Origin of the sequence: Proteus vulgaris (assembly GCF_016647575.1) — a bacterium.
Classification (GTDB): Bacteria; Pseudomonadota; Gammaproteobacteria; order Enterobacterales; family Enterobacteriaceae; genus Proteus; species Proteus mirabilis_B.
In genome coordinates this window covers 1874288-1893813 of sequence record NZ_CP032663.1, presented here as the reverse complement: position 1 = coordinate 1893813, position 19526 = coordinate 1874288, and the positions used below count along the sequence as shown (strand labels likewise).

Annotated in this window: 25 protein-coding genes; 16 read left to right on the top strand and 9 right to left on the bottom strand. The window is 34.9% G+C overall.

What is annotated here, in order from left to right:
- Positions 1–64: 64 nt before the first annotated feature.
- The 5 genes from D7029_RS08890 (at position 65) to D7029_RS08870 (ending at position 2707) form a co-directional block, all read left to right on the top strand.
- On the top strand, positions 65–535 hold the full coding sequence (locus D7029_RS08890; protein WP_194952444.1) for a DMT family transporter: 471 nt from the start codon (positions 65–67) through the stop codon (positions 533–535).
- 81 nt (positions 536–616) lie between these two features.
- The gene (locus D7029_RS08885; RefSeq protein ID WP_194952443.1) at positions 617–961 is read left to right on the top strand and encodes a DUF7716 domain-containing protein; all 345 of its coding nucleotides are present in this window, start codon (positions 617–619) and stop codon (positions 959–961) included.
- Between the two features lie 115 nt (positions 962–1076).
- Positions 1077–1475, top strand: a complete 399-nt coding sequence (locus tag D7029_RS08880) for a hypothetical protein (protein ID WP_194952442.1) — start codon at positions 1077–1079, stop codon at positions 1473–1475.
- A gap of 135 nt (positions 1476–1610) precedes the next feature.
- Positions 1611–1925: an antibiotic biosynthesis monooxygenase family protein gene (locus D7029_RS08875; RefSeq protein ID WP_194952441.1), complete on the top strand. Its 315-nt coding sequence runs from the start codon at positions 1611–1613 to the stop codon at positions 1923–1925.
- Positions 1926–2002: 77 nt separating this feature from the next.
- Positions 2003–2707 (top strand): ArsR/SmtB family transcription factor, encoded by a 705-nt coding sequence (locus tag D7029_RS08870; RefSeq protein WP_194952440.1) that lies wholly within the window; start codon positions 2003–2005, stop codon positions 2705–2707.
- Between the two features lie 67 nt (positions 2708–2774).
- Here D7029_RS08870 and D7029_RS08865 read toward each other — a convergent pair whose 3' ends face one another.
- Positions 2775–3320 carry a toxin-antitoxin system YwqK family antitoxin gene (locus D7029_RS08865; RefSeq protein ID WP_165123873.1) on the bottom strand — a complete coding sequence of 182 codons (546 nt, stop codon included), beginning with the start codon at positions 3318–3320 and terminating at the stop codon, positions 2775–2777.
- Positions 3321–3794: 474 nt separating this feature from the next.
- Entirely contained in the window at positions 3795–5018 is a 1224-nt protein-coding gene (locus D7029_RS08860; protein WP_194952439.1) for an MFS transporter, read from the bottom strand.
- A gap of 100 nt (positions 5019–5118) precedes the next feature.
- Here D7029_RS08860 and D7029_RS08855 point away from each other — a divergent pair, with 100 nt between their 5' ends.
- From D7029_RS08855 to D7029_RS08845, 3 genes are all read left to right on the top strand, one after another.
- Entirely contained in the window at positions 5119–5568 is a 450-nt protein-coding gene (locus tag D7029_RS08855; protein ID WP_194952438.1) for a winged helix-turn-helix transcriptional regulator, read from the top strand.
- A gap of 138 nt (positions 5569–5706) precedes the next feature.
- Positions 5707–6306, top strand: coding sequence for a serine hydrolase (locus D7029_RS08850; RefSeq protein WP_201161577.1), 600 nt, complete (start codon positions 5707–5709; stop codon positions 6304–6306).
- Between the two features lie 12 nt (positions 6307–6318).
- Entirely contained in the window at positions 6319–6564 is a 246-nt protein-coding gene (locus D7029_RS08845; RefSeq protein WP_201161576.1) for a hypothetical protein, read from the top strand.
- Positions 6565–6620: 56 nt separating this feature from the next.
- Here the strand turns inward: D7029_RS08845 and D7029_RS08840 are convergent, their stop codons facing one another.
- Both D7029_RS08840 and D7029_RS08835 read right to left on the bottom strand, forming a co-directional pair.
- Positions 6621–7187, bottom strand: coding sequence for a DJ-1/PfpI family protein (locus tag D7029_RS08840; RefSeq protein WP_194952437.1), 567 nt, complete (start codon positions 7185–7187; stop codon positions 6621–6623).
- Positions 7184–7849 carry an alanyl-tRNA editing protein gene (locus D7029_RS08835; RefSeq protein WP_194952436.1) on the bottom strand — a complete coding sequence of 222 codons (666 nt, stop codon included), beginning with the start codon at positions 7847–7849 and terminating at the stop codon, positions 7184–7186. Before D7029_RS08835 ends, D7029_RS08840 begins: the two co-directional genes overlap by 4 nt.
- Before the next feature lie 722 nt (positions 7850–8571).
- Between D7029_RS08835 and D7029_RS08830 the strand changes: the two genes are divergently transcribed.
- Together D7029_RS08830 and D7029_RS08825 are read left to right on the top strand one after the other, a co-directional pair.
- Positions 8572–10176: an AAA family ATPase gene (locus D7029_RS08830; RefSeq protein WP_194952435.1), complete on the top strand. Its 1605-nt coding sequence runs from the start codon at positions 8572–8574 to the stop codon at positions 10174–10176.
- On the top strand, positions 10173–11033 hold the full coding sequence (locus tag D7029_RS08825) for a hypothetical protein (protein ID WP_194952434.1): 861 nt from the start codon (positions 10173–10175) through the stop codon (positions 11031–11033). The genes D7029_RS08830 and D7029_RS08825 overlap by 4 nt, the downstream gene beginning before the upstream one ends.
- Before the next feature lie 1043 nt (positions 11034–12076).
- Here D7029_RS08825 and D7029_RS08820 read toward each other — a convergent pair.
- Positions 12077–12367 carry a hypothetical protein gene (locus D7029_RS08820; RefSeq protein ID WP_201161575.1) on the bottom strand — a complete coding sequence of 97 codons (291 nt, stop codon included), beginning with the start codon at positions 12365–12367 and terminating at the stop codon, positions 12077–12079.
- Complete coding sequence (locus D7029_RS18980; protein ID WP_267463847.1) at positions 12364–12498, bottom strand: hypothetical protein; 135 nt, start codon at positions 12496–12498, stop codon at positions 12364–12366. Before D7029_RS18980 ends, D7029_RS08820 begins: the two co-directional genes overlap by 4 nt.
- 262 nt (positions 12499–12760) lie before the next feature.
- Here D7029_RS18980 and D7029_RS08815 point away from each other — a divergent pair, with 262 nt between their 5' ends.
- Both D7029_RS08815 and D7029_RS08810 read left to right on the top strand, forming a co-directional pair.
- Positions 12761–13540 (top strand): hypothetical protein, encoded by a 780-nt coding sequence (locus D7029_RS08815; protein WP_228766756.1) that lies wholly within the window; start codon positions 12761–12763, stop codon positions 13538–13540.
- Between the two features lie 19 nt (positions 13541–13559).
- Positions 13560–13901 (top strand): hypothetical protein, encoded by a 342-nt coding sequence (locus D7029_RS08810; RefSeq protein ID WP_194952433.1) that lies wholly within the window; start codon positions 13560–13562, stop codon positions 13899–13901.
- 116 nt (positions 13902–14017) lie between these two features.
- Here the strand turns inward: D7029_RS08810 and D7029_RS08805 are convergent, their stop codons facing one another.
- Positions 14018–14503, bottom strand: coding sequence for a hypothetical protein (locus D7029_RS08805; RefSeq protein WP_194952432.1), 486 nt, complete (start codon positions 14501–14503; stop codon positions 14018–14020).
- A 398-nt stretch (positions 14504–14901) separates the two neighbouring features.
- Between D7029_RS08805 and D7029_RS08800 the strand changes: the two genes are divergently transcribed.
- From D7029_RS08800 to D7029_RS08790, 3 genes are all read left to right on the top strand, one after another.
- Complete coding sequence (locus tag D7029_RS08800) at positions 14902–16023, top strand: cupin domain-containing protein (protein WP_194952431.1); 1122 nt, start codon at positions 14902–14904, stop codon at positions 16021–16023.
- 353 nt (positions 16024–16376) lie between these two features.
- A complete protein-coding gene (gene dhaT, locus D7029_RS08795) occupies positions 16377–17540 on the top strand; it encodes a 1,3-propanediol dehydrogenase (protein WP_098942933.1) in 1164 nt (387 codons plus the stop codon).
- A 183-nt stretch (positions 17541–17723) separates the two neighbouring features.
- On the top strand, positions 17724–18161 hold the full coding sequence (locus D7029_RS08790) for a MarR family winged helix-turn-helix transcriptional regulator (RefSeq protein WP_194952430.1): 438 nt from the start codon (positions 17724–17726) through the stop codon (positions 18159–18161).
- A 98-nt stretch (positions 18162–18259) separates the two neighbouring features.
- Here the strand turns inward: D7029_RS08790 and D7029_RS08785 are convergent, their stop codons facing one another.
- Positions 18260–18520, bottom strand: coding sequence for a hypothetical protein (locus tag D7029_RS08785; RefSeq protein ID WP_194952429.1), 261 nt, complete (start codon positions 18518–18520; stop codon positions 18260–18262).
- 90 nt (positions 18521–18610) lie between these two features.
- Positions 18611–18913, bottom strand: a complete 303-nt coding sequence (locus D7029_RS08780; RefSeq protein WP_194952428.1) for a hypothetical protein — start codon at positions 18911–18913, stop codon at positions 18611–18613.
- 76 nt (positions 18914–18989) lie between these two features.
- Between D7029_RS08780 and D7029_RS08775 the strand changes: the two genes are divergently transcribed.
- Positions 18990–19478: an AAA family ATPase gene (locus D7029_RS08775; protein ID WP_228766755.1), complete on the top strand. Its 489-nt coding sequence runs from the start codon at positions 18990–18992 to the stop codon at positions 19476–19478.
- Positions 19479–19526: the final 48 nt, after the last annotated feature.

Sequence of the window (19526 nt, the reverse complement as noted above, 5' to 3'; positions counted from 1 at the left end):
AGATAACATCATTGACTAACATCCCCTTAATTTATTTTTAGTCGTAATTTATTAAGAGGTTACTATGTCAACACTATCATTATCTGGGCTTTTGCTCGCAGTTTTGGCATTACTTGCCGGTGCAGTGGTGCCCATTCAAGCCGCCAGTAATGCTATATTAGCGCGCCAATTAGGCCATCCTTTATGGGCAAGTGCAATATCGCTGTTAATCAGTATTGCGGTTTTAATTCCACTCTTATTTATTTTTAAAGTTCCTAAGCCTAATTTCAGTACTGAGCTTTTTAGTCAACCTATTTGGATCTGGTTTGGCGGTATTGCAGGTATGCTTTATCTAACGTCTGCGTTAATTCTAGTACCAAAAATTGGCAGCACGACCTTTTTTGTGATGGTGATTGCAGGGCAACTCATTATTTCTACTTTAATTGAACAATTTGGTTGGTTTGGTATGAGCCAAAACTCGATTCCATTAAGTAAGATTTTGGGGATTGGTTTGGTTATTTTAGGGGTTTTATGTGTTCAATTCTCACGAAAATAGGACTAAGTTATAGCGCCACTCTCTATAAACGTTGTACGCTGTCGGTAATAATTTACTGTTAAATTGACTGAGAGCTTATATATGTTGCAAAAAGATCACCAATATCACCTAACAGATATTATATTGGCAATGAAACAAATTGAGTTGCGAGATGATAACTTTTGTTTATACGGTGAGGATGATATTGAAAACAAATTAAAAATAGGGCAACAGTATTTTATTGCAGATTATCCTGACGTTGATGATAACGATAACGAAATCTACCCCGATATTGTGCAAATGAATCATCTCGTTTATTTATACTCTGGTCAGCAGTTTGCGGATGTTATTGATTTAGCATTAGAACAAAAACCATCTGCAACATTAGATGATTTAGTTAATGCACTTAACTATTATTCAGAACATGATGATTTTATGGATCTTTAATTGTCTTAGCGTCTCGTCCACTGGGCAAAGCCATTAAATACACATTGGATCAGTGGCCTAAGCTCATTTACTGTTTCGATGATGGTCACTTATCTATGTGGAGAGGATTGATAAAATGGCTAAGTTTCCCTTAAAAAATAGATTATGGTTTAACTATGTTATTTGTATAATTTTTTTTGTATTTTCAAGATATATTTTGCAGATTATAACTAACTATATATTTAAAGATCCTCAACCAAGCGTGGAAGTGCTGTATCTTGTAAACATTATATTTTATGTTTTATTATTTCTTTGTGGTTGTTTAGCCGGTTATTTAATAAATAAACGAACCATACTACATTCTTTATTAGTTACTGCCATTGCTATTATGTTTACTATTCCTCTTATGGGAATAAATTTAAGTAATTATACAGGGTTTATCTATCTATTAATATTTGGCACTGTTATAGGTGGAATTGGGGGAGCAACAGCATTATTAGTGAAAAAACTTTGTCAATCACATCAGAAGATTTAGTTTCATCAGAAGATGTTTATAGTCTCTTTCTGCTTTATTTTTAAAATAGATAATTACTCTCATTTCAACAATTATCGAAGTGTTGTCTATTTTTTATCAATACACTCACTATCACCCAATTAAAGGAGAGCACTAATGATTGCCGTGATATTTGAAGTCAAAATTAAATCAGGAAAACAGGATCGTTATTTATCTTTAGCGGCTGATTTAAAGCCATTACTAACAGATATTGAGGGATTTATTTCAATAGAACGATTTCAAAGTTTATCAACCGAAGGAAAATTATTATCACTTTCTTGGTGGGAAAATGAAGAAGCTGTTTTGCAATGGAAGAAAAATATTTTACATAAAAGTGCACAACAAGAAGGTCGAGAGTCTATTTTCGATTTTTACAAAATTAGCATTGCTTCTTTGGCTCGTGAATATTCATTTGATGCAGAAAGTCTGTAATTAAATAGGCTAGATAACTTGCTACAATAACGTTATTACCCCATTAATGACATGCTATCAAAGGGCTTAATTTTTAAATGGCTAAATCAGAGATGAAATCGGAATATCAACATACTGTAGAATCAGCAATAGCCGCTGTGGGTGCAGCAATATCTGATATTTCCAGAGTAAAAATACTCTGTGCATTAATGGATGGAAGGGCATGGACAGCAACTGAGCTGGGTATTGTGGCTGATATTTCTGCCTCTACAGCAAGTAGCCATTTATCAAAACTACTCAGTAATCGCCTTATTTCTGTCATATCCCAAGGTAAATACCGTTATTTCCGATTAGCTAACGATGAAATTGCCAACGTGATTGAAAAGTTAATGAGCTTTTCAACCGACCATATTTCACAAGCTAAAATCACAACGCCCAAAAACTTAAGGAAGGCACGAACTTGTTATAATCATTTAGCAGGTGAAGTTGCTGTCGATATTTACCATTCACTTTGTCAGCAAAAATGGATAACAGAAGACGGCCGCGCTATTACAGCACTCGGTCTTGAGCGATTTAAAAATATGGGTCTTGAATTTCAAGCAAAGCATTCTCGTAATATTTGCTGCCCATGTTTAGATTGGAGTGAACGTCGTTTCCATTTAGGCGGACAAATTGGTGCTGCTTTTCTTAATTACGCAGAAGCACAAGCGTGGTTAACACGGCATCAAGGATATAGAGAAGTGACTATCAGCGAGAAAGGTTATAAAGCGTTGGCTCAATACTTTAATATAAAAAAGAGATAAATCGTATTTGCAGAATAAAATAAAACCGGCTTTCATAAATAACAAAAAGCCGGTAGCTCAAATCAGGTTATTTTAAGATTTTAACCTTACCATCTAACACTTGACCTTTATTAATCACTTTTCCGTTTTCATCATATTGAGTTATTACACCAATAAGAGCTTTATTCTCTATATATCCCTGCAAATTAACATTATTTTTAGGTGTATTATGATAATACTTGAAAGCGCCATGCGGTAAGCCGTTACGCATAGCAATTTCACTGTATATATTGCCGTTAGTCTGGTAACTTTTTACCACACCGTTAACTTCACAATTCTTCAGTGGTATGATCATTTGTAATTTACCATTTTCATAATAAGCATTAACGTAACGGTCAAAACAACCTTTAGTTACCCATGATTTATATTTAATTTGGCCCCCAGGATAATAACGTAAATATTCACCATCTTTTGTTCCTGGTGGTATAGCTGGCACTTTTAGTTTAGTGGTGTTTTCCATCAATTTAATATTACTCAGTGTCATTTCTGGATTGCTGCCTAGGCTAAAAAGGAAGGCAGAACAACCAGAGAGCAATAGTGTTGAACTCAATATTAAAGAAAGTACAATTCTCATATTCATCCTCGCATAGTATAAATAAAAATACTTAGTTTCCGTTTATAAATATTTATTTTCACATTAAATATAATGTTAGCGTAAAGCAGGGTAATTAGAGCGAATATAGGAAAGAACTGACACTGGCGTGATTTTTGCGGTTTTTCGAGCATTTATAATAGAATTAAACGAATCCGACTAGTAAGGTGATAACATGATCACACTTAAATAAATATTCTTTGTTTCGTCATTTATAATACACATTTGAAACTTATTCTTTTAATGATGACTCATTATCGAGCATGGAAATCAGACCATAAAAAAAGAAAGTACATAACCGAATATAATTACAGGTTGCTTAATAAATTCATTGTCGTTTTTATAAATCATAAGAGATTAATAATAGAGAAGAAGGCTGATATTCTTAATAAGAAGTAATATAACTTACTGTTTATTATAAAATATTAAAAAAGCCTTCCTCTAATATTTGTGATTTCAAAAAGAGCGATTGCGCGTTATCCACCAAATAATAAGCGCCAATAAACTAACTAATGCACCTAAAATACAAACACCATTCCAACCAGCATAAGAATACATTGCCGTTGAACTGATCGCGCCCAAACCACTGCCTATTGCATAAAACATCATATATAAACTGATCATTCTGCTGTTGGCTTCCGGCTTAGTGCGATAAATCATGCTCTGATTAGTAACATGTAATGCTTGTCCGCCAGCATCTAATAAAATAATACCAACAACCAATGCCCATATTGACCAATTTATTAATGATATTAGGAACCAAGCTAAAATTAAAATAACTAACGCATAAAAGCTAACTCGTTTTCCATAACCACGATCTGCCCAACCACCTGATTTTGAAGCGACTAATGCGCCAATAGCGCCAACCAATCCCAAAGAGCCAATCACTGTACGAGAATAATTAAAAGGTGCATCACTTAATGGAATAACAATAGCGCTCCAAAAAATATTGAAGGCAGCAAACATCAGTAAAGCTAAAAATCCTCGAACTTGTAATACTTTTTGTTCTTTTAATAAATAAAATAGAGAGAAAATTAATTGATGATATTTTATATCTTTTGCCACAACTTTTAGGTTTGGCAAGCGACGCGATAGTGGGTATGCAATACTTAGCATCAAGATAGCTGAGCAGATATAAACCCCTCGCCAACCTACTAAATCACTGATAAGACCAGAAAAAGTACGTGATAATAGCAGACCAATAAAAACACCACTTTGCGCAGTACCAATAACTCGCCCTTGATCACCAAGACTAGCAGAACTTGCCGCATAAGCGATAAGACCTTGAGTCATTGCCGTGCCCAACATCCCAACAGAAAGCATTCCTATCATCAATGTCATTGGCGTCTTTGCCACTCCTACAGCAATAAGCGATATTAATAGCGCAACCAACTGTAATAACATGAGTTTTTTACGTTCTATTTTATCGCCAAGTGGCACTAAGAATAAAAGGGCAAGAGCACATCCTATTTGAGTTACAGTGATCACACTGCCAATTGCGGCATTACTTATACCAAATTCAAGTGAAAGGGCATCAAGCAATGGTTGAGCGTAATAGACATTTGCCACACTTAACCCGCTAGCAACTGCAAAAAGCAGAACAAGGCTATTGGATAATTTAGTTTCAAGGCTATGGCTGATATGACAATGGGTATTGGGACTTGCGATTAATTCTTTCATTTAACACCTGCATTCTAGTTTCAAATTAAAACCAGTTGAACAATAGGGTAACTAGTTTTAAAATGCAACTAGAAATTTACTTATTTAAAAAGAGAATTTTATGTCCAATAAAAATGCCGTATCTCAAACGCCTTGTCCTGTTGCTAGAAGTTTGGATTTAATTGGTGATCGTTGGTCATTACTTATTATTCGAGATGCTTTCGATGGAATTAGGCGCTTTCGTGATTTTCAAAAGAATTTAAGTGTTGCGCGTAATATTTTATCTGACAGATTACGCAAATTGGTTGAAGCCAATATTTTAGAAATGAAAGAAGCCTCTGATGGAACCGCGTATCAAGAGTATATATTGACGTCTGAGGGTGAAAATCTGTTCCCAATAGTCGTTGCTTTTAGACAATGGGGAGAAAAATATCTTTTCGAGAAAAACGAGCCACATTCAATATTAGTGGATAAAGAAACGGGTACAGAAATTGGATTAATGTTACCGATAAGCAAAGACGGAAAAGTTTTAGATGCCAATGCCACGTTTGTGAAAAAAGTGACGGAGTAATATCTATTTCGACCGTTCAATTGGAGCCATAAGTTTTTCTATATGCTACTAAAAATTATGATCATTTGTTAATTATGCAAAAGAAAATATAATCGCGATAAAAATAATCCCTGTATATTTAAAGAGTTAAGGTTTTTTATGCGATTACGATTAAAAACACTCGCCACATTAGTTTTAAGTATGCCGATTGTATCTTCTGCTTTTGCGCTAACTCTACATGATCAAGTTAAGCAATATGAAAAAGAAGGTTGGAAAGTAGGTTTATCAATTTTATATTCAGATAATAGTTCTGTTTCTATAAATGGAGATCAGCGTTTTCCCTTAGATAGTACAGTAAAATCAATTGCCTGCGCTAATGTCCTAGCAAAATTTGATGCCAAAAAAATTTCGTTAAATCACTCTATGATAGTCACTGAACAGAATATCGTGACATATTCACCGGTTGCTAAGAATTATATCAATAAGCCATTTACCTTAGAAAAAGCCTGCGAAGCCGCCAATGAATACAGTGATAACACTGGGGCAAATTTTGCTATTTTATCCGGTGGAGGTCCAGAAGGGCTTACAGCATTTATGAGGTCGATAGGAGATACGGTGACTCGTTCTGATCGTTATGAGCCAGAACTCACTATTAATCCCGTGGAGGATTTGCGTGATACAACGACTCCGAATGCAATGAGTCTGAGTATAAAGAATATTTTGACTGGAGATGTACTCAGTAATGCATCAAAAGATTAGTTAAAAAAATGGATGATAAATAATAAAGTCGCGGACAATATGCTTAGAGCCTCTCTTCCTAAAGGATGGGAAATTGCAGATAGATCAGGCGCAAGTGATTATGGGATCAGAGGAATAACATCGATGGTCTGGTCAAATAATCATGAGCCTGTATTTATTAGTATTTATGTTAGAAAAGGGGATTCTTCTTTAGATGAGCGTTCAGAAGTGATCCGTATCCTAGGCGCACATATATTTAATGAGTATCTTAATCATTAAAAGTAATTATTTTCAATGAGTTAAACTCGTTTTAAGCCGTATTAAAATAATCAATGTTAGAGGTGTTCTGCCGCTAGCATTGCTTTTAATTGGTTAATACTGGAAATAGGTACTCCAGCCATTTGAAATACTGCTGATGTGAAACTCACTGGCGCAGAACCTGGGCTGGTAATAATGCCATCAGAAATCACTGCAACGGTACTATCACGATAGTGACTATTGCCAATATAGCCTTCAGCATTTTCTAGCAAAAAGTTAGGGTTATTTGATGTATGAGCAGTTTCATTGAGCAAACCCGCTCGAGCAAGCGCAAGCGTTCCGCCACAAATACCGGCTATGGAGGCATTCTCATGATGAGATGAGTGAAGGAATTCTCGCAAATCAGGTGAGTTTTGGGTTTCCCAAATTGTTCCGCCAATAATCACCACCACATCGGGTTGCCATGCTAAGCATTGTTGCAAACTGCCATCAACCGTGACAGATAATCCGCCTTGTGACTGAAATATACCCGGCATCGGAGAATAAAATCGCACCTCAACACCGTAATAGACACTTGTTCCAGCAATGAGTGAGTATTCCCAGTCAGCAAAGCCGGGAGTTAATATTAACGCAATTTTTTTCATAAAGAGGTAACCTTATCTTCAACATCATTAAGATATATTTCTACTCGTTCTTTCCCTTTGCCGATATTCACTCTTTTTAAACTAATAGTGCCAATCTCAGCTGTGGATCTCACATGCGTGCCACCACAGGGAACTTTAGAAAATCCTTCAATTTTCCAGTATCTACGTTCATTAATTTCATCATCAAACCCAGTTTGAATTTGGTGATCTTCAAGAATGATTTTATTCGCTTTTGCAGCAAAATCAGGAAGGGCACTCGCAATATTCTCTGGCCAAAAAAAATCGATTCGAGACTTATCTTGGCTAATATGCGCCCCAATTTTTGTGATACTGCCATGCGCTTTATAAAATAATTCAAGGATAAGTTCTGCGGCAAAATGAAGGCGCATAAGACGTTGACGTCTTTCTCCGTCGATCAACACATCTACGGATTGTCCGACTTCTAGCTGATGTCCTTCAGGTAGTGTATAGATGATATTTAATGCTGATTTTTTAGCGGCTATTACAGGATAACCACCAATAGAGCCTTCATCGCTTTCTTGTCCACCAGAAAACGCAAAGAAAATAGTTGAAGTTAATTCAATGTCATTACCAGCGACACTTTTAACTTGTGTTCTATGTGATGTTGCATAGGGATCGACCCAAAATGATTTAATTGTCATTGCATTACTCTTGCTTCTTTGAATAAAGGGCGTTGAATATGACCCACCGATGCAAATAGGTAACGAAAAACTTTGCCTAATTTGCAACCCAATTCGATGTAATTAATTCCAAGAAAGTTGTTTAGAATATGAACTAGCTTTTTTTATTGGTCAAGATTTTTATTATTTAATAATGACTTGCAAAAGTTCGCGTTTTAAGTTCATAAACCACAGGGTACATATCTCTATGCTATAAAATATATTTTTAACAAAAAGTTGAAATCACTCTAAGAGGACTTCAGGAACTAACAGGAAATGTGCCTATTATGAGTATTTCCTGATGGCTCACTTGGCTTCACTATTTTCTGGCTTAATAGCATAACCAAGCACATGAATATTTAAGGGCCATCTGATTGTCTACTTGAGTAATTTATAAGTTTCTGTAACATTTAAATTTTAGATGCACGCAAAAAACCTAATCAGAACCAATCAATCTGAGGGCGGTAGCGTTGTCAAGGTTGGTTCGCCTTGTCTGAATCGTTTTGCCCGGCAAAATAGTTCTATCTATTAGAATGAGATCTAGGAAAGTCGAATCGTGTGAAGCGAGCGCCAATTCAATTTATCTATAAAGAACTTAGGCATTAGAATGAAATTTTTTATCTCAATAAAGGGGCTAACAGCAACCCTGTTGAATGAGATTTTTCAGTTCTTTGCCTGACCTATAAAACAAAAAGGTATAAATAATGGATGCAGTAGAGTTAATATTCTGTGAATCAATTAATTGCTTTGATTATACTTCATTTAATCTCAAAAAAACCAATTACATATTAATATCGCCGAGCGGGGATAAATTTAATGACTTTGGAAAAGTTACCTCAGTTTTAATATATGCACAATTTGAAGATGCTAAGGTTGAGTTCCATACAAAACTAGCGATTCTCGACGTAAAAGAAAACAATCAAGAACTTACTCTAATAGAGTATTTAAAAAAAACAAATAATAATCATGCTTTAATATATCCAAATGATGATATTCTTTATTTTTCGCAATGCCAGTCCTTAGATACTTACAGATATTTACATCGAACTATTGGAAAAGAAAAATCAGATATTATACTGACTAAAATTAATGATCTGAGCACTATACGGAATAAGAAAAAATATAAAAAAAAATTCCAACTATTTATTAAAAGTAAAATATTTCAAACATCTTTAATAAGAACTTCCGAGAGTTATTATGCCTTCAAAAATTCAACTTTTATAAGTGGTGAGATAGAATCTCAAGAAATAAAAAATAATGAACTAGAATTCTCGGTTGATATTGACGATGGAGAGTCAAACAGGATAAATCTTGACTTTAATTTTTCTTATAAAAAAAAACACCCTCGGAATATAATAACTATCATTGGCAGTAATGGTAACGGGAAAAGTAGAACGTTAAGTAATATTGCAAAAATGGCTCTGAGTGGCTCTAAATCTTATGGGAATAGAATAGAAGTAAACCGTATTTTATTATTCGCACCTAGACATGAGTTGCGCTCATTCCCATCTGAGCGTTGGAAAAATCCAGCAACTGACTACAGAACATTCCCTACAACAAGATCATATCAAACGCGAAGTAAAAAAACTACAACTGAAACTATTTTAGATATTATTCGAAGCGAGGAAACGATTGCGGGCAGGTCACGATGGAAAATTTTCTCTGAATCTTTGAGTGAGTTAACTAATCATGATGAAATTTATCTAAAAGGAAGCTCATCCAAAAAATATTTTTCTCTTAAATTCTTGAATGTTGAAAAAGAAAATGACAGACTCCTAGATTGGGGGACTATTCAAGAAGATCTTGAGCCAATCCGACTTATTCAAGGTAATGAGTTTAAATTAAGTAGTGGTGAGATTAGCTTTCTAAAAATAATCACCAATATGACGATGCATATCGAGAATGGGAGTCTCTTACTGATAGATGAACCTGAAACTCATTTACATCCTAATTTCATATCTCTAATAATATCTGCTTTACATAAAATACTGACAGTCACAGGCTCATATTCAATAATATCAACACACTCTGTTTATATTGTACGAGAAGTCCCTCAAGACCAAGTGATTATTTTAGAGAGAAATGAAAAAAATAATGTTGTTCAAAAAATAACAGGAATGGCTACATTAGGTGCAAACTTAGGTTCATTATCATCATTTATATTTGGAGAAAATAGTCGCTCTAAACTTGTTAATGAAATAGCCCAAAAGGTAATTAGCGAACATGAATCTTTTGAAGAAATTGAGGACTTATATAGAGATTCTTTTTCAATTGAAATGCTTTCACTTATCAGAGGTATGATGAAATGAAGTATTTCAATCAACCTCTTGAAAATGATATAGATAAAATCAAAGAAATTGCGGCCGCAAATTATTCCGGTTCAAGACTAATTGAAAGTAATCTGAACACTTTCATTGATAGATATAATGAATACTATTCATGCAAAGGTTCAGCGCTAAGTATTAATGGCATGTTTGGACTAGATGATGCAAGAGAAAGCATAAAAAATTTATATAAGAGCAAAGGAGAGAAATTATCTTTCATAAAAAAATTACGAAATAAAAACACAGGAAAATGTTGTTCAATGTGTGGTGCCAATTTAAGTACCCAAATAGATCATTTTCTTCCTCAAGAATTTTTTCCTGAATATTCTATATTAAGTGCTAATTTAATCCCTATTTGCAAATGTAATCAAAAAAAAGGAAAATTTACTGTAGGAGGTAATATTGATGAAATATTATTACATCCTAGATATGAAAAAAAACTTTCTAAACGAATTATTACAGCTAAAATAAGAAATCATGACGGCGCAATTGAAATATATCTTAAATTCAACCCACCGAAAAAAATATCGAATGCCAAAAGCTTAGCTTTTCATTATGAAAAAATTGTTGATTCTGAGTTATTGATTACTACTATCAGAGAGCGGTTTTATGAAATGAAGCGCGCACCAAGTTCGGTTGTATATACTCTTGCAGATCGAATCAATAGTCCGCAAGAACTGAAGAATATTCTATTTTCCCACCTACGATCATTTGATAAGCGACATCAAAGCCAAAATAATTGGGAGTCCATATTTATTCATGCATTACTTGAGAAAAGAACTTTTAATTGGATATGGAGAAAAATATCAGTTCTCGACCGAAACTATGATGACCCTTTTTAAAAAAGTCTTTTCTCATCAATAGTGATAATATTCATTATTTATCCTAGTCCTCTTTCTACTAACATACAAATTGTCCGACAATGGAGCCAGAGTCGAAATTGTTGGACCATCTAACTCATCTAAAAGAATTTCACGCAGGGAAAATCTATTTTTTATTGTTATTGGCTCTTTTCGAGGGTCTTTAATATGACTAGATAAATTATTTACAGATAGAATGTAACGAATCTCACCTACATGATTTGGTTTTGATGCATCGAGCGACTCCACAGTTAAAAGCAAAACTTCGCCTATTCTCAATCCGTAGTTAAACATAAGCTGATGAATTATATATGTTCTAAATTGTAAGAATAATGAAACAAATGGATTCAATTTATTTTTATATACACTAACGTTTTCCTTTGGTACTGATTCAGATATAAAAGGAGAAGAGGGTAGCAGTATTTCATCTAGGCATAATAGTTGTTCTTTCGTTAAACTTCGGTAAGTGGGATTGTGCTTCATACCACTTGGCTGTACTTTGCTAAAATTCCGAACTATTGATTTTATGCAGCGTTCATTCCAATCGCGTGACTTACAGAGAGTTCATATCGGTCAATTTGTTGAACGCTCTGATTCATATAACGTTGATTTAGATATTGAAAGAACTTAGATTCAGCGTGAACTATTCCTTTTCTTGAATACGGAGCGTAGAAGTGAAAGCTTTCTTATTGAGTATATTGCAACAAACAAGGATGGAAGAGTTGTTTGCTCATCGATTAAGGTCAGTATATGTTTCTTATCTATGCGTAAATGCTGTATCGAGTATCCCATTAAAATTCTCAGATTAGCTAGAAGTGAAGTTATTAAATTCTTAACACGTACTTGAGTCAATAGAGGCATAGGGGCTAACAGTGCTATCTAGCTGATATTTTATCTTTCATGAAGTTATTCCTTATTACGTCCAGTTTAACATAATATACATTATGCGAACCTTAGTATCTAAATACGGATAGGCACTGAAATCTCTGTTTTGGTCTGGTTGATTATGTTGATTCATTCCTAATTTAAGGCTTATTCGCCAATGCTTTTGCTAGGTCTTGAATATAGGTTTTCTGTCTTTTCTTCAGATACCACTTCACTAAAGGTCTTAAGAATATCTTTTTGGATATCACGACTTCCGTAAAGTCGATTTCAGTAATTCCATTATCAGAAGTAAAAACACCCATCCAATGACCTTTGATGTTTTCATTTTCCATATCAAACTCCCATCGTTGATATGGCACTTTAGCTGTTACCGTAAAGATGGTCGAATAACCATCTTTGGTGTGTTCAATAAATTTATGATCGTTTATCACTTCAATACTGCGTAAATCACTTCAATACTGCGTAAATCACTTCGCCATTGATAATTTTTTGTCGATGTAATCACTCGCCACAATGTTTCAATATCACACTGAAACGTTGCTTTTATATTTAGCGTTGCCATAAATTACCTCCGAACCACCTTTTCTTCTTGTCTGGTATCCGTTGCTCAGAAATTGGAAATACGATACCTAACACTATCCAATACATAAGAATATGTTATATTAATTTTAGGAAAGGTTTTTGATATGAATGACTAATTAATATAGCTCTTTTTTAGTCATTTATGCAGAAATCTTGATATTCCCCTAAGACTACCCCCGTAGTACAGCATGGGGGTTTTATCATCCGCCCTTTACTATTTCTCAAAAACATTCAAGGACACAATGATGGATGAGAACAAATCAATAGAACTATTAAAAAAACAGCAAGAACTAATCCCTCAATTAAAACAAAAAAGTCGAAAAGCACCTGAATTTGACGAATGGAAACGTGATACTAGAATCATTATAAAAAAAATATTTGGCGATAATCATGCAGGTGAGTTTTCATCTATCGTTTATTCATTAATGGTTTTTTCATCACGAACTACTGACCATGATATTCATAATGCATATCTCAGAGGATTAGATAAAGCTAATTCTCTTATATCATCCTTAATTTCAGAAATTGATACATTTGGATTAGAAAATAAACCACTTATAAAAAAAGAAGATCCAATACGTATTATTGAAAATATTTGTTATAAATTTCATAGTGTCGCAAGGCAATTACAAAATAGACATAATGATAGAAACACTTTAGACATAGAAGATGAATATGATGTTCAAGATTTATTACACTCATTACTACGAATTGATTTTGATGATATTCGCCCTGAAGAATACTCACCTAGTTATGCAAGCTCATCATCCCGAGTTGATTTTCTTCTAAAAGAACAAAAAATTATTATAGAAGTAAAAAAAACAAGAAAATCATTAAAAACCAAAGAGATTGGTGAACAGTTGATCGTCGATATAGCACGTTATAACGAGCATCCTGATTGTGAGTTACTTGTTTGCTTTATATATGATCCCGATGCAAAAATTTCAAACCCCAAAGGATTGATTAACGATTTAGAGAAAAACAACCCTAAAGTTAAAGTAATAATAAACCCAGTAAATTAATGATATAGGAAATATCCCTATGGCGAAATATATAGTGAAGCAATCTTCCACTACTATTCTTGATAACGGTAATGGATATTTAAACATATATCTTCTTTGTGAATTGATTAATTCAGGGGGAAACCCAAGGATATTTAAATTTAGGATTGTGCCTGATGAAACATATCCTGATATTAATGTGCTAAATAATATTATTAAATATGGTTTTTCTTTTGCTGAAATAAATAAAAAGAAAATAGAATACTCTGAGTTTCCTGAAAGATTGTATTTGAATTTTTCTCTGCCGTCCTTACCTGATGGTAGACTACAACCTTATCGTTTTTCAGGTGAAGAACAGATAAATACAAAAGGTCATAATTGATTCGCACAATGCACTCTATGTCTAAAGACGAACCTTCCCGATTGCGGTAAACCCCAACCCCATTCTACCGCAATCGCTTAGAACTCTTTTATTCATTCTATTTCTTTACTTTAATATCAACAACCAAAGAACTCAGAGCTTGATGTGAATTTTTCAAATAGTTTAGCCACTTGATCTGGATATTTATCTTCTAGTTGTTGCCAAAGTAATTTGGGTAATGGCATAAAAACAAGTGTATCGCTACCATTGGATTCAACACAAAAACGGATCTCATAATCAGGCTGTAAAATCTCATTTAACGCTAATAATGTGGTATCACGATCAGCACCATCGCCTTGATAAGGTACAATCAGCGACTTATCTTTATAATAAATTGTTAAAGTAAATCCTCGCTTATTATCACAATCATCTAATTTTACAGATAAGCTTTTTGTATTTATTATTTTCTCACAATAGCTAATGATGTCTTCATCCATCTCTCTCCAATCAACGACCATAATAATGTCGTAGCGATCCGAAAATGTGTCATAGAAGTTATTATTGGATGGATCTTTAATGTAACTTTCAATGAGTTCTATTTTTTCTTCTAAGTATAAAGACATAATATGACTAGCGCTCCGTAGAAATATCGATTAAATATGGCAAAAGTTAATAAGAAATAAACTAGACTCTATTAACTTTATAATAAATAAGAAAAAGAAGAAAATCACAGAATTAAAAATAACGAGCCTTATTTTAATACTTTAAATCAATTGGTTATGTCATCTTGTTTTTATAAGCCTTTTCTCTAAGTATTGAAGATAGATAAGCACTAAAATCTCTGCGAGAGAAGTAAAATCCCCTACCCAATCTCCCTTTATATTGTCATTTTCCATATCAAACTCCCATCGTAGATATTATTCCTATCCATGTTATTGACTGGCATTTGACGCCAAACAAAAATATTGCAGTGCATTACTTCTATAATTACCCACTTATTTATTTACACAGATGTGGTCACATGGTTAACAAACTGAATCTTAACTGGCCTGAATTTTTAGAAAAATACTGGCAAAAAAAACCTGTTGTATTGAAAAATGCATTTCCTAATTTTGTCGATCCTATCACACCAGATGAACTGGCTGGTTTGGCGATGGAGCCAGAAATCGACAGCCGTCTTGTTAGCTTAACTGACAACAAATGGCAGGCGAGTCATGGTCCGTTTGAAGACTATAGCGGATTAGGCGAAGAAGGATGGTCACTACTGGTACAGGCTGTCAACCATTGGCATATGCCGTCAGCTGAGTTAGTGAAACCGTTCCGTGTCTTGCCTGAATGGCGTCTTGATGATTTGATGATCTCCTATTCAGTACCCGGAGGCGGTGTCGGACCACATATTGATAACTATGATGTTTTTATCATTCAAGGAATGGGACGTCGTCGCTGGCGTGTAGGTGATGCCCTGCCAATGCGTCAGTTCTGTCCGCATCCAGCATTACTGCATGTTGATCCGTTTGAGCCAATTATTGATGTGGAAATGGCGCCGGGAGATATTCTGTATATTCCACCGGGATTCCCACATGATGGCTTCACCTTCGAAGATACCATGAACTATTCCGTCGGCTTTCGCGGACCTAATGGCCGTGATTTGCTGAGTAGTTTTGCAGACTACGCACTGGAGCAAGATCTGGGCGGGATAAATTATGGCGATCCTACTCTGACTGTACGCGACAATGCAGGAAGAATGGAAGCTCATGAAGTTGAATGCCTGCGTGCCATGATGATTGAGATGATCAACAAGCCCGGTGATTTTGAACAATGGTTAGGTCGTTTTGCCACTACGCCACGCCATGAGCTGGATATCGCTCCCGCAGAACCGCCGTATCAGCCGGAAGAAGTATTAAACGCACTGAATGATGGTGAAAGACTTATCCGATTGAGCGGACTTCGAGTCCTACGCATTGAAGATAATTTCTTTGTGAATACAGAGGCTTGGGCTACCAAAGAAACGAAGGGAGCAAATGCACTGTGCCAATTTACGGAAGTTGGAGCAGATGAACTCGGTGAAGCATTGATGGACTCAGCCTTTGTTGCAGAATTAACAGAATTTATCAATCAGGGGTATTGGTACTTCGACGAATAAATCGTAACTACCTAACATTACATGATAAAACACCTGCTTGCGGGTGTTTTATTTTATCGTTCCCCCCTTCTTTTACCTGCTACCTTAAGTCACTTTGTTGTAGCTTAATATTCCTAATATTGCGTTCTATATTCCTTTTTCTGCTAATACATCGAAGATCTCTGATAAAGATTGGCTCAATCTCACGCCCTTTAAAGAAAGCATACCCTGTTGACTTATATCAAATGAACCAAAGTTAAATGAATCGATTCACCTTATTGATTGGTTACTACCTTGACTTAATAGCCAATGGGGTGAGAATGCACTAATACTTTAATTTATCTGAATAATAATCTGATATTGGAAGGTTTATCATGAGCTATCGTATGTTTGATTACTTGGTACCGAATGTTAACTTTTTTGGTCCAGGTGCTATCTCTGTTGTTGGCGAACGTTGCAAATTATTGGGTGGTAAAAAAGCCCTGCTGGTAACGGATAAAGGTCTACGAGCGATAAAAGATGGCGCCGTAGATAAAACTATTGGTTATCTAAAAGAAGCGGGTATTGATGTTGTCGTATTTGACGGCACTGAACCTAACCCAAAAGACACGAATGTGCTTGAGGGTCTTGCAATGTTCCGCAAGGAACAATGCGACATGATAATTACAGTAGGTGGCGGTAGCCCACATGATTGCGGTAAAGGTATCGGTATCGCAGCGACTCATGAAGGCGATCTTTATAATTATGCAGGTATTGAAACACTAACAAATCCACTTCCACCAATTATTGCAGTGAATACAACTGCGGGTACAGCAAGTGAAGTCACTCGCCACTGTGTTCTGACCAATACCAAAACTAAAGTTAAATTTGTTATTGTAAGCTGGCGTAATCTCCCTTCTGTTTCTATTAACGACCCACTGTTAATGCTTGGTAAACCAGCAGGACTGACTGCTGCAACCGGTATGGATGCGTTAACTCATGCAGTTGAAGCTTATATTTCTAAAGATGCTAACCCCGTCACTGATGCTTCAGCTATTCAAGCAATTCGCTTAATTTCTCGTAACTTGCGTCAAGCTGTAGCCTTGGGGACAAATCTAAAAGCCCGTGAAAACATGGCTTATGCTTCACTTTTAGCGGGAATGGCATTTAATAACGCTAACCTTGGTTACGTTCATGCAATGGCTCACCAATTAGGTGGTTTATATGATATGCCTCATGGCGTAGCTAATGCGGTGCTATTACCACATGTACTGCGTTATAACCTGATTGCTAATCCAGAAAAATTTGCAGATATTGCTGAATTTATGGGTGAAAACATCACTGGATTATCAGTAATGGATGCAGCAGAACGCGCTATTGCAGCTATCGCTCGCCTATCTGCGGATATTGGTATTCCACAACATTTAGGTGAATTAGGTGTGAAAGAGTCTGATTTCCCATATATGGCGGAAATGGCACTTAAAGACGGTAATGCATTCTCTAATCCTCGTAAAGGTAATGAAAAAGAGATCATTGAGATTTTCCGTCAAGCATTCTAAACCCTTCAAAAATATCCGTCAGCTATGTTTTTGCTGGCGGTTTTTTTATCTTTTCTATTAATCAGAAAATTTAACCCTCTAATATATAACCATAAATTGCATATTATGTTTTATCATTTATTATAATAAGAAATAGACTAGCGACTATTTTCTTTTACTTCCCTTAATTGGAAAAACAATAACATGAACGGCAAACAACCTGATCTCTGGTTTTCTTTTGTGAAAGCTCACAAGCTAATTATTAGAAAAATTGAAACAAAATTGGCTGAAGCAAAACTACCGATTTATGCGTGGTATGACATTCTTTGGGGTTTAGAAAGCGGTGTCGATGGAACTCGACGTATGCATGAGCTTGCAGATGTTGTCGTTATTGAGCGTTATAATTTAACGCGAATGATTGACAGATTGGAAAAAGAACAACTCGTGATACGCACTCGCTCTGATGATGATCGCCGTGCAGCATTCGCAACCATCACAGAAAAAGGTAAAGCATTAAGAAAAGAGATGTGGATCATCTATCAAGGCGTTATTAAAGACTACTTTATTAGCCAATTTAGCGAAGATGAAATCGCACGTTTCACGCAAGCTCTCAATGCGGCTTCCGATAAAGTTCGAGAATAAAAAATTACTCAGCCTTATCAAAATTAAGAATATTTAATGCACTTTCGAGGATAGAAGCTGGAATTTTTTGAAAATCTACCAGTAATTTTTTTCAGTTTTCAGGAATAGATTTTCCAATGTAAGGAACAAAAACCTTCGACAAAATCGAGTAAGTCTAAAATAGTGTCTTCATCTTCAATGGTTCGTAATTGATTTAAACAATCTCGCATTACATCTTGAGTCATCCCATTGTATTTATAGGATAAAAGTAATTCCCTTAATACTAGTAAATCTCGCTTTAAAGCAATGCCCTTTTGTATGTCATCAACAAAAGCTTGCTGTTGCTGTTGCTGGTGGTCTTGCTGTTTTATTTTATCCATATTTAACTAAAACCTATTTTTCCACCCTTTTATTTTTTAAGCCATTAATAATAAAATAGCTTTATTCTGACTCTGCTGGCTTTTTAAATTTCAAAATGCTTTCCATTGATCTTGGTATTCTAATGGCACTAGTTCTTTGTTAAAAACTCTCTCGTGATAAACAATGCGTCCATCAAGTCGCCGTTGAGGCACCGTTGCAACACCGGTATCAAAAATAGCGTGACTCCAATCTTCTTTGATTAAGCCTCGTCGCCATAAGCGGTAATATCGATTTGCTTGTGACTCTAATTCATTCTCTTTTAAAATAACCGACAGTGGTGCAAATAGTTGTTGTGAAAGGTGATATTTTTCCATCAGCCAACGTTTATTTCTTTTAATTAACTTTCTTTTCATCGTTATTAGCTCTATTTCCTTTTATACTATTCTTATCTTAAAGCAACTTATTGAAAAAGAAATGAAGATTTGTATTATGGGCCCTTCTGGAGCAGGAAAAACGACATTATCTAAGCAACTTGCAACCACGTTGTCTTTACCTGTATATCCGTTTGATGCCATTTATTGGGATATGACTGGGGATGAATTCTATAAAAATAGTGAGGATTTTATAACATCTCAAGTTAATGCTATTAAAGAAACAGATAAATGGATCGTTGAAGGTGCTTATGACAAACGTTTATTACCCTTTCTTAATGACTGCACGGTTATTTTTAGAATAGACATTCCTTATTGGAAACGTGTTAATTACTTAATAAAACGCCTATTTATAAATAGAATTAAACGTCAATTACCTAAAGAAACGTTAGTAAATACGTGGGAACTTCTTCGCTTTTCAAAGCAATATGATAAACGTTTAGATGCTTTTTTTAATAACCATCCTGAATTATCTTCAAAAGTGATTGTTATTAACGATATTTCTTTATGTGTGGATATATGTAATAAGAAATTTAAAAATAAATAGATAATTAATAATATCGCATTCTTTAAATATTAATGTAGCCATTTACCT

Bases quoted from the DNA above. Each gene is read 5' to 3' on its own strand.
- D7029_RS08815 (WP_228766756.1), top strand. From the start codon at position 12,761: ATGATGGATGAGAACAAATCAATAGAACTATTAAAAAAACAGCAAGAA.
- D7029_RS08850 (WP_201161577.1), top strand. From the start codon at position 5,707: ATGCGATTACGATTAAAAACACTCGCCACATTAGTTTTAAGTATGCCG.
- D7029_RS08780 (WP_194952428.1), bottom strand. From the start codon at position 18,913: ATGAAAAGAAAGTTAATTAAAAGAAATAAACGTTGGCTGATGGAAAAA.
- D7029_RS08860 (WP_194952439.1), bottom strand. From the start codon at position 5,018: ATGAAAGAATTAATCGCAAGTCCCAATACCCATTGTCATATCAGCCAT.
- D7029_RS08870 (WP_194952440.1), top strand. From the start codon at position 2,003: ATGGCTAAATCAGAGATGAAATCGGAATATCAACATACTGTAGAATCA.
- D7029_RS08835 (WP_194952436.1), bottom strand. From the start codon at position 7,849: ATGACAATTAAATCATTTTGGGTCGATCCCTATGCAACATCACATAGA.
- D7029_RS08880 (WP_194952442.1), top strand. From the start codon at position 1,077: ATGGCTAAGTTTCCCTTAAAAAATAGATTATGGTTTAACTATGTTATT.
- D7029_RS08845 (WP_201161576.1), top strand. From the start codon at position 6,319: ATGATAAATAATAAAGTCGCGGACAATATGCTTAGAGCCTCTCTTCCT.
- D7029_RS08785 (WP_194952429.1), bottom strand. From the start codon at position 18,520: ATGGATAAAATAAAACAGCAAGACCACCAGCAACAGCAACAGCAAGCT.
- D7029_RS08810 (WP_194952433.1), top strand. From the start codon at position 13,560: ATGGCGAAATATATAGTGAAGCAATCTTCCACTACTATTCTTGATAAC.
- D7029_RS18980 (WP_267463847.1), bottom strand. From the start codon at position 12,498: ATGGCAACGCTAAATATAAAAGCAACGTTTCAGTGTGATATTGAAACA.
- D7029_RS08800 (WP_194952431.1), top strand. From the start codon at position 14,902: ATGGTTAACAAACTGAATCTTAACTGGCCTGAATTTTTAGAAAAATAC.
- D7029_RS08805 (WP_194952432.1), bottom strand. From the start codon at position 14,503: ATGTCTTTATACTTAGAAGAAAAAATAGAACTCATTGAAAGTTACATT.
- D7029_RS08830 (WP_194952435.1), top strand. From the start codon at position 8,572: ATGGATGCAGTAGAGTTAATATTCTGTGAATCAATTAATTGCTTTGAT.
- dhaT (WP_098942933.1), top strand. From the start codon at position 16,377: ATGAGCTATCGTATGTTTGATTACTTGGTACCGAATGTTAACTTTTTT.
- D7029_RS08790 (WP_194952430.1), top strand. From the start codon at position 17,724: ATGAACGGCAAACAACCTGATCTCTGGTTTTCTTTTGTGAAAGCTCAC.
- D7029_RS08840 (WP_194952437.1), bottom strand. From the start codon at position 7,187: ATGAAAAAAATTGCGTTAATATTAACTCCCGGCTTTGCTGACTGGGAA.
- D7029_RS08890 (WP_194952444.1), top strand. From the start codon at position 65: ATGTCAACACTATCATTATCTGGGCTTTTGCTCGCAGTTTTGGCATTA.
- D7029_RS08825 (WP_194952434.1), top strand. From the start codon at position 10,173: ATGAAGTATTTCAATCAACCTCTTGAAAATGATATAGATAAAATCAAA.
- D7029_RS08855 (WP_194952438.1), top strand. From the start codon at position 5,119: ATGTCCAATAAAAATGCCGTATCTCAAACGCCTTGTCCTGTTGCTAGA.
- D7029_RS08775 (WP_228766755.1), top strand. From the start codon at position 18,990: ATGGGCCCTTCTGGAGCAGGAAAAACGACATTATCTAAGCAACTTGCA.
- D7029_RS08865 (WP_165123873.1), bottom strand. From the start codon at position 3,320: ATGAGAATTGTACTTTCTTTAATATTGAGTTCAACACTATTGCTCTCT.
- D7029_RS08875 (WP_194952441.1), top strand. From the start codon at position 1,611: ATGATTGCCGTGATATTTGAAGTCAAAATTAAATCAGGAAAACAGGAT.
- D7029_RS08885 (WP_194952443.1), top strand. From the start codon at position 617: ATGTTGCAAAAAGATCACCAATATCACCTAACAGATATTATATTGGCA.